9 protein-coding genes and 2 tRNA genes are annotated in these 13,058 nt (G+C 61.2%); 6 read left to right on the forward strand and 5 right to left on the reverse strand.

The annotated features are described in order from the left end of the window. Positions 1 to 116 precede the first annotated feature (116 nt). Positions 117 to 1,253: a M48 family metallopeptidase gene (locus HYPGJ_RS07935; protein WP_046846608.1), complete on the forward strand. Its 1,137-nt coding sequence runs from the start codon at positions 117 to 119 to the stop codon at positions 1,251 to 1,253. 1 nt (position 1,254) lies between these two features. Continuing rightward, a complete protein-coding gene (locus HYPGJ_RS07940) occupies positions 1,255 to 1,956 on the forward strand; it encodes a DUF2939 domain-containing protein (protein ID WP_046846609.1) in 702 nt (233 codons plus the stop codon). 4 nt (positions 1,957 to 1,960) lie between these two features. Here HYPGJ_RS07940 and HYPGJ_RS07945 read toward each other — a convergent pair whose 3' ends face one another. From HYPGJ_RS07945 to HYPGJ_RS07965, 5 genes are all read right to left on the reverse strand, one after another. After that, positions 1,961 to 4,846 carry a valine--tRNA ligase gene (locus tag HYPGJ_RS07945; RefSeq protein ID WP_046846610.1) on the reverse strand — a complete coding sequence of 962 codons (2,886 nt, stop codon included), beginning with the start codon at positions 4,844 to 4,846 and terminating at the stop codon, positions 1,961 to 1,963. Positions 4,847 to 4,967: 121 nt separating this feature from the next. Next, a complete protein-coding gene (locus HYPGJ_RS07950) occupies positions 4,968 to 5,549 on the reverse strand; it encodes a DUF2497 domain-containing protein (RefSeq protein ID WP_244466036.1) in 582 nt (193 codons plus the stop codon). Between the two features lie 416 nt (positions 5,550 to 5,965). Continuing rightward, positions 5,966 to 7,462, reverse strand: coding sequence for a DUF2497 domain-containing protein (locus HYPGJ_RS07955; RefSeq protein WP_046846612.1), 1,497 nt, complete (start codon positions 7,460 to 7,462; stop codon positions 5,966 to 5,968). A 285-nt stretch (positions 7,463 to 7,747) separates the two neighbouring features. After that, entirely contained in the window at positions 7,748 to 9,223 is a 1,476-nt protein-coding gene (locus HYPGJ_RS07960) for a TolC family outer membrane protein (RefSeq protein WP_052750832.1), read from the reverse strand. Between the two features lie 302 nt (positions 9,224 to 9,525). Then, complete coding sequence (locus tag HYPGJ_RS07965) at positions 9,526 to 10,182, reverse strand: protein-L-isoaspartate O-methyltransferase (RefSeq protein WP_046846613.1); 657 nt, start codon at positions 10,180 to 10,182, stop codon at positions 9,526 to 9,528. A gap of 244 nt (positions 10,183 to 10,426) precedes the next feature. On the opposite strand from HYPGJ_RS07965, the gene HYPGJ_RS07970 reads away from it, so the two are divergent. The 4 genes from HYPGJ_RS07970 (at position 10,427) to HYPGJ_RS07990 (ending at position 13,036) form a co-directional block, all read left to right on the forward strand. Then, positions 10,427 to 10,500: transfer RNA gene (locus HYPGJ_RS07970), tRNA-Cys, on the forward strand. A 224-nt stretch (positions 10,501 to 10,724) separates the two neighbouring features. Further along, positions 10,725 to 10,799: transfer RNA gene (locus tag HYPGJ_RS07975), tRNA-Asn, on the forward strand. Between the two features lie 136 nt (positions 10,800 to 10,935). After that, positions 10,936 to 12,075, forward strand: coding sequence for an NAD(P)/FAD-dependent oxidoreductase (locus HYPGJ_RS07980; RefSeq protein WP_046846614.1), 1,140 nt, complete (start codon positions 10,936 to 10,938; stop codon positions 12,073 to 12,075). A gap of 658 nt (positions 12,076 to 12,733) precedes the next feature. Further along, on the forward strand, positions 12,734 to 13,036 hold the full coding sequence (locus tag HYPGJ_RS07990; RefSeq protein WP_046846812.1) for a hypothetical protein: 303 nt from the start codon (positions 12,734 to 12,736) through the stop codon (positions 13,034 to 13,036). Positions 13,037 to 13,058: the final 22 nt, after the last annotated feature.

Here is a 13,058-nt window from a genome sequence, read left to right on the forward strand (position 1 = left end):
ACATCACCGCGGCCCGACTTTGTCCCTCCGGAGACATTCATTTCCGGCTTTCGCATGCTTAGATGACGGCCGGTGCGGCGCGCCTTTCACGACCATGTTCAATGCCGGAATTCTCCATGTCCCTGACCGACACGACCCATATCGATCCCGTCCGGTACTATTGCCGCTTCATTGGCGGGCGGGCGACCTCCCCTGTGGATGGCGTGGCGACGCTCGGGCTCAGCGGCGTCGAGATCGATCTCGGACCCGGCCATCCGTCGCAGGTTTGGCGTTACGACAGACTGCGAACGCTGGAGCCGGTCCGCGCCAATGCGATCGACGTGCTGCTGTCGTCCCCGGACGCTCCCGGCGCATCGCTGTTCGTGCAAGGAGGCCGATTCGCCGCTGATCTGGCATCGCACGCTCCACATTTGACTGCCCGCGCGGCGCGCTGGCGCAATTGGAAATGGGGGCTGCTCGTCGCCGCCCTCGTCGCCTTGGCGGTCGCTGCGAGCTTCGCCGCCGGATGGAGTCCGCTCAGATCATTTGCGACGGCGCTGCCCGATAACTGGCGTCAACGCCTCGGCGACTCGGCGCGCGAGTCGATGACGCAAGGCCACAAGCAATGCGCCGACGCAAATGGCGTCGCGGCGCTTGCGAAATTGTCCGAGCGGCTCTCCAAGGCCGCGCCAGAAGGCGTCTCCTTCAACGTCCGCGTCTACGACTGGCCGCTGATGAACGCATTCGCCGTACCCGGCGGGCAAATCGTTCTGACCAAAGGCTTGATCGACAAAGCCGAAAGCCCTGACGAGGTCGCGGGCGTCCTGGCCCACGAAATGGGCCACGGCATCGAAATGCACCCCGAAACCGGTATCATTCGCAGCGTCGGTCTCGCGGCGGCCGTTGAAATTATGCTCGGCGGCGGCGGTCTCGCCAACGCGGGTCTGATGCTGGCGCAGCTCGGCTATTCGCGTGGCGCCGAGCGCGAAGCCGATCTCGACGCTCTGCATCTGCTGAAAGGCGCAGGCATCGCTCCGAAAGGGCTCGGAAATTTTTTCATGCGCGTCACCAAAATGGAGGCGGACAACTCCGGCTCGAACGGTGGATCGCTCAACTGGCTGCGGACGCATCCTCCAGCCGCCGAGCGCGCGAAGCTCGTCCGCCAGCAGCCCGACTATCCCGCAACGCCCGCGCTCGATGCACAGTCTTGGCAAGAGTTGCAGTCGATCTGCAAAACGACGATCGAACCTCCGAAGCCCGACAATAACGGTTGATATGCGGCCAACGGTTGTGCTCGGCCCGAAGATCGTCGGATTTGGATGTAAATTCGCGGATTGCCAGTTGAACCGCACAGGGTTGCCACCGTCCACGATGAAAAAGCCGCTCTGGATTGCCGTCGGGATGTTTGCCCTCGCCGCCGTTGGCTACATCGGCGCGCCGTTCCTCACGGCGTGGAACATTCGCGAAGCCGTGCGCAACGGCAATTCCGCGTATCTGACGACCGCGATCGAATGGCCGAGCGTGCGCGAAACGCTGAAGCCCTCGATCGCGCGCATCGCGCTCGACTTGCCGAATGCCGAGCAGACCGAGCCCACCAATCCGAGCCTCTGGCAGCGAGCGAAAGCCTATTGGGGCCGGGGCGCCATCGACAGCCTCGTGGACTCCTACGTAACGCCCGAAGGCCTGCCGCAGCTCTTCACGGTGCAGAAGACGTATCGCGATTACGTCTCAGGCGATGACGGCACGAACGCGCTCCCGATCCTTGAGCGGGTTTCGCGCGCCTGGGCACGCGTGAAGCGCGCCGAGTTTACCGGCTTCACGACCTTCGAAATCGACATGGCGGACAAGAACGACGAAACGCGGATCTATCTCGGCAAGCTGGAACTGACGCGCGTCGGCTGGAAGCTCGCAGAACTGCGCGTCGAATTTCTGAAACCGGCGTCGACCACGATGCAAAACTTCGCCGGCGCGCTTTAATAGGTCAGCCGACATCCTCCAGCCGTTTTAGCGCCGCCGAGAACCGCTTGATCTCGGCTTCGAGCTCGGCCTTGCGTTCTTTCGCTTCCTCAATGGCTTCTTCCTTCGCCCGCTCCATGAACTGCGGGTTAGAAAGCTTCGCATCCATCTTCTTGAGGTCGCCGTCCGCCTTGTCGATCTCCTTCGCAAGACGCCGCTTCTCAGCAGCCATGTCGATGATGCCTGCGAGCGGCAATGCCGCCGTCGTCTCGCCTGCAACGATCAGCGCTGCGCCTTTGGGCGCGATATCGGCGAAGTCGATACCGTCGAGACGCGCCAGCCGCTTCAGCGTTTCGTCGTTGCGATGGACGCGCTCGCGCATGGCGTCGCTGGCGCCGACGATGACGAGCGGCACTTTCGCTCCGGCCGGAACGCTCATTTCGGTACGCACCGAGCGCACTTCCGAAATCAGCGACACGACCCAGTTCACCTCATCGACGGCGTCGCGCTCGACAAGACCGTCAAGGTTCGGCCACTCGCTGAGCACCAGAAGATCGTCACGCTTGACGCCGTGCTCGACCATGTGCGCCCAAAGCTCTTCCGTGATGAACGGCATGAACGGATGCAGCATCTTGAGGATCTGATCGAGCGTCCACGCCGTCACGGCGCGCGTCTCGGATTTCGCGTCCTCGTCATCGCCCGCAAGCAGCGGCTTGATCAGCTCGAGATACCAATCGCAGAACTCGCCCCACACGAATTCATAGATCGCAGCGGCCGCTTCGTTGAATTTATAACCTTCGAGCGCTTCGGTAACGGCCTTCGCGGTCAGTTCGGCCTCGCCGATGATCCATTTGTTGAATATCTGCGTCGCCGACTTCGGATCGAAATTGCGCTGGCGCACGCACTCGTTCATTTCCGCGAAGCGCGAGGCGTTCCAGAGCTTGGTCGCGAAATTGCGATAGCCTTCAACACGCGATTTCGCGAGCTTGATGTCGCGCCCCTGCGCCGCCATCGCCGCGAGCGTGAAGCGCAGCGCGTCGGCTCCGAACTCGTCAATCAGGACGAGCGGGTCCATGACGTTGCCCTTCGACTTCGACATCTTCTGCCCCTTCTCGTCGCGCACGAGGGCATGGATGTAGACGTCCTTGAACGGCACTTCGTCCATGAAGTGCAGGCCCATCATCATCATGCGGGCGACCCAGAAGAAGATGATGTCGAAGCCGGTGACGAGCACGCTCGTCGGATAATAGCGGCCAAGCTCCGGCGTCTCGTCCGGCCAGCCCAGCGTCGAGAACGGCCACAAAGCCGATGAGAACCAGGTGTCGAGCACGTCCTCGTCGCGCTTCAAGGCGATGCGCTCCCCTCTCCCCGTTCCTTCAACGGGGAGAGGGCTAGGGTGAGGGGCGGCTGCTTGTTCTGACGATGAAGGCTGCCCCTCACCCCAACCCTCTCCCCGCCCGCGGGGAGAGGGAGAAGACGCGTAATACGCCTGCGCCAGCGCCTGAGCTTCGTCTTCCGTCGCCGCAACGAAGTACTTGCCGTCCGGCCCATACCACGCCGGGATCTGGTGGCCCCACCACAGCTGACGCGAGATGCACCAAGGCTGGATGTTCCGCATCCACTCGAAGTAGGTCTTCTCCCAGTTCTTCGGAACGAAAACCGTCTTGCCATTCTCGACCGCCGCCATCGCGGGCTTCGCAAGCTCGGCGGCGTTGACGTACCACTGATCCGTCAGCCACGGTTCGACGACGACATTCGATCGATCGCCGTGCGGGACCGTGTGCGTCGTCGGCTCGATCTTTTCGAGCAGGCCCAGCGCATCGATATCGGCGACGACGCGCAGCCGCGCCTCGAAGCGATCGAGCCCGCGATAGGCCTCCGGCACGTCGTCGACCAGCTTGCCATACGCATCGAGCACGTTGATCTGCGCGAGATTGTGCCGCTTGCCGACATCGAAGTCGTTGAAGTCGTGCGCAGGCGTGATCTTCACCGCACCCGTTCCCTTCTCGGGATCGGAGTATTCATCCGCAACGATCGGAATCTCGCGCCCGACAAGCGGCATCTTCACTGTCGCGCCAGCCTTGATCAGCGCCGCGTAACGCTCGTCGTCGGGATGCACCGCAACGCCCGTATCGCCGAGCATCGTCTCCGGCCGCGTCGTCGCGACGACGATGTAATCCTTGTCGTAGCCAGCGACCTTCGATGCGAGCGGATAGCGGAAATGATACATGTGCCCGCTCGGATCTTTCGCGAGCACCTTGCCGAGCGCCGCCGCATCGAACGGCTCGCCACCGTCCTTCGACCACGAGAATTTTCCGCGCGCCTCGACCTGCACGACTTCCAGATCCGAGATCGCGGTCTGAAACTTCGGGTCCCAATTGACGAGACGCTTGTCCTTGTAGATCAGTCCCTCGTTGTAGAGCTGCACGAAGACCTTCACGACCGCCTTCGACAGCCCCTCGTCCATCGTGAAGCGTTCGCGCGACCAGTCGCATGACGCGCCGAGGCGTTTCAGCTGATTGATGATGGTGCCGCCGGATTCCTCTTTCCACGCCCAGACGCGCTTCAGGAATTCTTCGCGTCCAAGCTCCCGCCGCGACGGCTGCTTATCGGCTGCAAGCTGACGCTCGACGACCATCTGCGTCGCGATGCCGGCATGATCGGTGCCGGGCTGCCAGAGCACATCGCGGCCCCGCATGCGCTCGAAACGCACGAGGATGTCCTGCAGCGTATTGTTGAGCGCGTGCCCCATATGGAGCGAGCCGGTGACATTCGGCGGCGGGATGACGATGGAGTAGGACGCGTTCTTTCCGCCTGTAACGGCGCGACCGGCCTTGAACGCTTCGGACTTGTCCCATTCGGAATTGATGCGCGGCTCGATTTCGGCCGGGCGGAACGTTTTTTCAAGCATCTGAGAGGGTGTCGTTTCCAACCGCGGTTGTTCGACACCGGTGGTAAGGCTGACATTCGTACGCTGTCAACCTTGCCACCCTCTTCGACGCATGCAGGTGCCGGATTCCGGCGCGTTGCAATCAGCGCTTGCCGGTTTCGTCCCGCAGCGCCTTTTCGACAATTTTAGGCATATTCTCGGTCAGCCACTGACGCAGGATCGGCCGCAGAAGCTGCGCTGCCGCATCCTCGACGCCGCCGTTGGCGAAATTGCCGCCATCGGGAAGCCGGGGCGGTTCGGGCACGTAGGCCCTCTGCGCTGGCTGAGGAGCGGGCTCCGGTTCAGGCTGCGGCGTAGGCGCCGTGAACGTCATGCGGCTCATACGCGTGTCAAAAAACGACGGCATGATGCGCTTGACGTCTTCGTTCTGCGGTGCGGACTGGGTGGCGGCCTGTGCCGGTTCTTTGACGGTGTCGAGCGCGACCGGCGGCGGCGGCTCGATCATGCGCCCGTGGATCGGCTCGAAGGGGATGACAGTCCGCGCAGTGCGGCGGCCCCACTCGCTTTCCTGCGCATGCTGCGCGTTCGTGCCGAGAGCTTCACTGAGGCGACCCAGCAAATTCGGCCGCTCGGCCTGAGGTTGCGCCGGAGCCTTGAAAATAGCCGGCAACTCGAATTCCAATGCCTCGTCGGCAATATTTCCGCGACCTCTTAGTGTCGTCACGCGCGCCTCCCGCCTGTCTGCGTCGAACCCTGGCGATCGATCGGCGATACTCGTGCGGATCGATGCAAGTATGTCTTCGACGTCGTTTCTTGCTCCATTCATCATGTTCATGACGCTTCCTCTCTGCGTACGAATACGAATTCGCAGAACCGCGTCGGCACCCCGTTGCCCCTCCGGTTCGTCCTGTCTGGAAAGAAAGCGCCGCGCACTCCGATCGCAGCTCAGCCCCCCAGTGACGTCACGAGCGGACCGCATCACCAACTGGTGACTTGGCGTCGCCCGCCTGAGACAAATTGCTAAGGCCCACTCGCGGCAACCGTGTGGCGGAAGTCACGATCAAGGAAAATTTGCTGCAGATACAAAAAAAGCGGAGATACCTCCGCTTTTGCTCATGCTCTGCATTGAAATTCAGATCGTTAGTCGCGGCTGTTCTTGTGCCCTGGCAACAGTCGCTCGGTCATTTCACGACGAAGTGCGCGCTCCACGATCTTTGGCATATTTTCGGCAAGCCACGTCTTGAGCAGCGGGCGCAAAAGGTCTGCGACCGCGTCTTCCATCGTACGATCGCCGCCGATGACCGGCTCGGCTTCGACGTCGAGCGGCGGCAGGGCCGACAGCGGCGGCACATGCGCCGGCTGCAGTCTGTTGTCGAGCGGCGGGCGTGCCGGTTCGGCTGGCGTCTCAACGCTTCTTGGAAGAGCGCGGAACGGAAACGGATCCGCGTCCGGCTCTGCAGGCTTGCTGTGCGCCGGAGCGGCAGGCTTGAACGAGTCTGACAGCGGCTCGAGCGTACGATGCGGCCCAAGCGTCGCCGAAACGCTCGGCACGGCGAAGGTCTGCGGACGTGCAGCAGCGGGCGCTGGCTGAGGCTCCGCCATTCTCGGCGCCGATGTGGGTGTCGGTGCTGCCGCTGGACGCGCCGTTTCCTGCACAACGGGCGAGCCATTGGCTTTCGGCCAACCTTGTGCAGCGGGCGATGGCCGGGAGTCAGGTTGCTGCGGCACGCTAGCGCGCAGAGGCGCCTGCGGCGGATCAATCGAAATTTGCTGCTCTGCCGGTTTCTCGTTCAGCGCACGCGGCAGGAAGGGCGATGGACCGAGATCGAACGCGAAAGGATCGGCGACGGCAGGCGTTTCCGGCGTCTCGACACGTGCAGCAGCTGGCGGCGAAACGATGCTCGCTGCCGCACCATTGACTTTGGTTGCAGGCTCCGCGGGCTTTGGCGGCGCGACTGCCGGACCAGGCGCCACCCTCGCGGCAGCGTCGAGCGTCGGCGTATTCTTCCAATCCTGACGTTCGTCAGCCTCGCGCAACGCTTTGAGATCCTCGCCGAGGAGCTCGACGAGTTGCGCATCGATCAGCTGTGCTTCCGATGAAGTTTCGACCGTCGCCGATTTGTGCTCGGCCTCGACGATCGCCTGGACCTCTGCCGCAATCGATGCGTCGGCAGGCTTTTCCGTCTCCGGCTTGATCGACGGAGCTTGCGTCTTCTCGGGCTCAGAAGATTTGATCGCGACGGCAGCCTGCGGCTCAACGGATTTAGGTTCGACCTTCACGGCTGCCGGAACTGGTGCAGGCGCCGCTTTCGCAGCGCTGCCCCCGCTCGCCGACTTCGAAGCGGATTCAGGCGTGACCGGATCTTGCGGCGGCGTTACTGGCGTGAAAAAGCGCTGTTCGCCCGGCTCATCCGCCGGAGACGAAGATTTCATGAAAGCTTCGCGCGACATGAACCCGCGCTGTTGCGGCGCCGCGGGCCTCACGCCTGCGTTGGGACGGACAGGCGATTGTGGTGCGCGCGATGGCGCCGGAGGCGGCACGGTCCTCGAACCCGACGTGTCTTCCGCGATGATCTTGCGGATCGAAGCAAGGATCTCCTCCATGCTCGGTTCGACGTTGGGCTCAAATCTCGACATACTCGTACCTTCTCGCGACGGCGACGCCAGGCTGAGAGACCGTGAACTTTCACGGATTTAGCGAAGTTCCGGCCCTCATACCGATCGGATAATCTGCTCCGATGACAAATATGGTGGCAGGTTGCGCAGCGCCCGGCAACGATCCCGGTATTAGTTATCCCCGGAGCGCGGCACTCTCAAGGCAGCGACCGCACACAATCGCTGCGAAACGTCCCAAAACGAGCCAAATTGCGCTGCCCAGAGGCCGCCAGCCGACGAGCATGGAGGGTCCGCGATCGCGCAAGCCTACTTCAGTGGCTTGCCGTCCTCGCCGACGTCGATGTGCTCACGACGGCCATCGTCATGCGTGATGTCGATGCCCCACCATTTCCGGCGCACTTCTTCGTAGTGCACTTCGGGGTGATAAACTTCGGTCGCAGCGCCGACCTCGGACACGCTGAGACGGCCGATGGATGACACCAGCGTATACGACGCCACGAGAATGTTGCGCTTCGTCGTCTCGAGATTGACCTGGGACTGCAACAGTTCCTGTTGCGCGTTCAAAACGTCGAGCAATGTCCGCTGCCCGACGCGCTCTTCTTCTTTGACGCCTTCGAGAGCCGTCGTGTTCGCCGTGATGGACGCGCGATCGGATTCCGACTGGGCTTTAAAGCCTTGCAGCTGCGCCCACGCTTGAACGACCTGCGACTGCGTCAGCGAGCGTGCTTCCTCGATCTGCTGCAAAAGCGAAATGTGCGTATGCTTGGCCTGCCGTAGCCGCGCGTAAACTTCGCCGCCCGCCGGATAGATCGGAACGTTGACACGGCCGACGACGGAGGCCGTGCTGCCCCGGTCGATGAGTTCCGAACTGTCGAAGCTGTCCGTCCAGTTGGCTTCAAGCTGCGCCTGCGGAAGCAGTTCGCCGCGAATCTGATCGACGCTGAACCGGCCAGCCTGCTCCGAGTAGAGCGCCTGGACGACCTGTGGATTTTCTTTGGTCCCGATCGCGATGGCGTCGGTGACGCTGCGAGGAACGAGCTTCGTATTCGGATTGGGTTCAATCAAATTCGACGGCGGATGTCCGACGACCTGCTCGAAGATGGCGCGACTGGACTTCAGGTTTGCGCGCGCCTGATCGAGATCCGACTGCCCCGCTGCACGCCGGGCCTGAGCCTGCGCAACGTCGGTCTTCGTCACTTCGCCGACGTTGAAGCGATCCTGCGTCGCCTTCAGTTCGGCGTCGAGGAACTTCAAGTTGTTCTCGTTGAGCTTGACGATCGCCTGATCGCGCACGACGTCGCCGTAGGCCGTGACGGCATCCAGCAGAACCTGCTGTTCCGTATTGCGCAGCGTTTCACGCCCGGCCCGGTCCGTCGCCTCCGCCGCATTCACGGCATTGGTGACTTGAAAGCCCGTAAAGACGGGTTGAACCAGATCAACGCCGTAACCGCGCGGAGACGACACGTTGTTGGTATTGCCTAGCGGAGACTTGGCCCACGTTCCCTGGCGGCCGACGCTGGCGGAAAGATTGATATCGGGACGATAGCCGGAATTCGCACGCGCAATGTCTTCGTCGCGCGCTCTCTGCCGGGCGCGTTCCGCATCGAGCGTCGGGCTGTATTGATATGCGGCTGAGAGAGCATCGACGAGCGTCTCGGCCGATCCCGATGTTGGGATCGCGAAAACCCCGGCCAGAGCCAGCAGAGCCGAGATCGCGCAGCGTGACCTAAGCCGCGCGCGCAGTCGTGACGGTTGAGCTTGCGCTATCATCGACAATTGCATGAACCCATTCTGGCGTTCGCGGCCCCGAACTAGCGAACGCTCCCCATCAGAAATGCAGAAACGTCATTTACCCGATTCGCTTCGAGTGGCTTTCACTAAGGCGAAGCGTTCGCGCAACAACGTACCGGATAACTTGGGTCGCCACGTCTATCCGTCTAGCATTTATTAATATTTTCGTGCCGAGCGTGGCGCGAAACACACTCTCCGCGCGAACTTCGAGTTTAGAAAGCAGGACGCAAAAACGCCGGCGCGGCGATGGAACCGTCGCGTTCAACACGTCAGCGAATGAGAGCAGACCGGATTTAGAAAACGAAAGCAGGCTTCGCGGATTCAAAGCCCGTCAGCAGCGGCGCAGCCGTCTGAAACGCGTCGCGGCGAACGAAAAATTCGCCCGTCTTCTGCAGCAGAAACGCATGGCCGAGCCCGCGCTCGACTTCGATCGCAACGAGACGGCCGCCGTCTGACAGCTGTGCTTTGACTGCATCGGGAATTGCTTCGACGCCGCCCTCGACGATAATGACGTCATAGGGTGACTGAGCTTTCCACCCTTCCGACAGTGCGCCGGCGACCGCCGTGACGTTGTCGACGGAAACGCTGCGGCAAGCATCCGTGACAGACGTTGCAGTCTCTCTATCTGGCAGCAACGCGACGACGGATTTCGCAATCTGCGCGACGATTGCCGCCGCGTATCCGGCATATCCGCCGATAACGAGGACCGAGTCGGCGGGATCGATATCGGCGAGTTGCACGAGCCTCGCGAGAACGGTCGGCGGCAACATCACAGCATCAGGCCCCACGTGGAGCGCTTCATCGCTATAGGCAAGTTTCGCCAGGCTCGAGGGCACGAACGCCTCGCGGGGAATCGCGCTCATCGCGGCCGTCACGCGCCGATCCGTCACGTCGCTCGGGCGAATTTGGCTCTCAACCATGTTTTTGCGTTGTAAAGCGATGTCTGCCATTGCCGTCCCCAGCTAAGAGAGCCTGTTGTTACCCGGCTGACGCCGAAACGAAGGCCGCGAATTCGAGACCTGTTCTATACGCGAGCAAAGCGCGCGGCGCGACTGGAAAGCCGTCGCATGGATAGGCAAATGCCGTTACGACTTGTAAGGTGTCGCCGCTCTATGTTAGACGGCCGTTCGCTTCGGTAAATCGACTTGATTTCCGCAAAACGACGAAGGCGGCTCGCCGCTGACTGAGCGTTGAGGCCACGTGGCGGAGTGGTGACGCAGCGGACTGCAAATCCGCGTACCCCGGTTCAATTCCGGGCGTGGCCTCCAATCTTCCAAAAAACACATCCTGCCCAGACCCACCCGTGCGGAAATCCGGTGCAATTGCGCGCCGGAATCACTGCTGGGACGGGTGGTCGCAGTTGCCGCATCGGCACTGAAATGCGATCACGTCGTGCGCTTCTGCCCGGGCGCGTGAAGAAAGAGAATAAAGGGCCTCGCCAGAGACGAAACGTTCTGCTATGCGGAGCGCTCTCCGGCATTTTGCACGGCATTCCGCGGTAGCTCAGTGGTAGAGCGTCCGACTGTTAATCGGATGGTCGTAGGTTCGAATCCTACCCGCGGAGCCATGATGCAATGCCGGAACATTCCCAAATTCGCATCAGGCTGAGTTTGCGCATGACCTCGCGCAGTTTCGCTCAATAATCGGCGTCTGATGGCTTAAGATGGCTGCACGACGCCGTCGTTTTTCGCTCTGGTCCGTGCATGGGCACATCCGCCACCCCCGACATCGAAACAGTTGTCATCGGCGCAGGCGTGATCGGGCTCGCAATCGCAGCAGAATGCGCGAACGCGGGACAGCAGACCTACGTGCTGGAACGCCACGCCGCCATCGGACAGGAAACCAGTTCGCGATCGAGCGAAGTGATTCACGCCGGGATCTATTACCCGCCGGGATCGCTGAAGGCGCGGCTGTGCGTTGAAGGCAAGAGCCTGCTCTACGCTTACGCCAGTGAACACGGCGTCGCTGCCCGGCGCGTCGGGAAACTCGTTGTTGCGACGTCGGAAGCGGAAACCGCAGCTCTCGACGTAATCGCGCAGCGCGCGAAAGCCAGCGGCGTCGATGATCTCCAGTGGCTGGGCGGCGCGAGCGACGTGCAGAAACTCGAACCCGCGATCAGCAGCGTCAAAGCTCTGTTGTCGCCTTCGACCGGGATCGTCGACAGCCACGGCCTGATGCAGGCCCTTGCAAACGACATCGAAAACCTCGGCGGCGCTATCGTCCTGCAAACGGACGTTCAGAATGTCATTCGCCGTGCGGACGGACTTTTCGAAATCGATATGGTGAGCAGCGGAGCGCCAGCGAAAATTACGGTTCGAAACCTGATTGCGGCGGCTGGTCTTGGAATGGCCAAACTCGGCCCCGTGTTGCCACGCGAAATGCGATATCTCCCGCCGGCACTCCAATTCGCCCGAGGCCACTATTTCACTTATCGCGGCAAATCAGAATTTCAGCATTTGATTTATCCCGTACCGGTCGAGGGCGGGCTCGGCACGCATCTCACGCTCGACCTTGAAGGTAACGTGCGCTTCGGGCCGGATGTGGATTGGATCGAAAGCATCGATTATCGGTTCGACGATCGGCACGGCACGCGGCAAGCGGATTTTGAACGCTCCATCCGCCGCTATTGGCCCGGACTTCCCGACGCTGCACTCAGCCCCGGCTATACCGGCATTCGCCCAAAGATCGCGAGCGGAAGCGCAGATGGGATGGATTTTGCAATACACGCGTCAGCGGAGCACGGCATCCCGCGTCTCGTCGCGCTTTACGGCATCGAAAGCCCCGGCCTGACGTCCAGCCTCGCCATTGCAAAATATTGCAAGGCGCTGCTCGACGCGAATTAAAGCAAAAATCGATTGGAATTCTGATGTTTGCGAAAAGACCCTCGGATCGGAATCCGAGGGTCCCTGAGGAAACGCTGCGATCCTACGGCTCGCCGCGCCGGTCTTTCCACCAGCATGCGCTAGCCGGAGATGCAGACATCATTGACAGCGGGATTCCGAATGCGAAGCTCAATGCGATGAGAGACATGATTGCTTTTTTCATTGGAAATATCCTCTGCTAACCGAAGCGCAACTCTTCGAGCAATTCGAGGTTCCTTGGTGCGCAACCGTGTTTTTTCAACTGAACAGCTTTTTGTTTGCTGGTCGGTTGTCTCCCATAGCGCGAAGAGAGACGTTAAGCATCCCGGTCCGCCAGCGATCCAACCTCTCTGGACCAAGATTACCGTCGACCTTCAAAACGGCATATTTCTCAGACCGGCTCAATCTCGAATTGATCGACGAATTGCGGTGTTCAGACAATCCGCAGAAATGCTATGGTTGCTTTCACAAAGCACGCAAAAAGCATTTAACTGAATCAATCCGGAAAGTGCGATAAGCGTTGATCAGCCATTATTAATATTGAGAACGTTGTTTGCTTGCTGACGAACGCCGGCCAATTACTGAATCTCACCATGTGAACGCTTTGGGCGGCGCGCCGAAGGTTCACTCGGAGGCGACGATGGCATCACACTCTGGCAATTCGGCAAGCCTGATCCTTACAGTTCTCACTCTCTCAACCGCCGGTCTTTCGTTTCCGGCGGCTGCCGACGATGTCCCTGAAAGTCTCAGGCTCGAACAGAAAGCCAAGAAAGCTTACTCGCAGAAGCCCGTCGTTCCGATCGACCGCGGCAATGCCCATCATCGCGATATCGGCGGCTCCGCAGGCGACGGCGTGACACCCGACAGGATGTCGCCAGCGCTCCCGAATCCGACTGTGCAGCCATCCGTTCAATCCGATCCCAAGAGCACGCAGCCGAAGTAGAGAGCGCCCCCCTCCCCGGCCG

The sequence above is a fragment of the Hyphomicrobium sp. GJ21 genome (assembly GCF_001006785.1).
Taxonomy (GTDB): domain Bacteria; phylum Pseudomonadota; class Alphaproteobacteria; order Rhizobiales; family Hyphomicrobiaceae; genus Hyphomicrobium_B.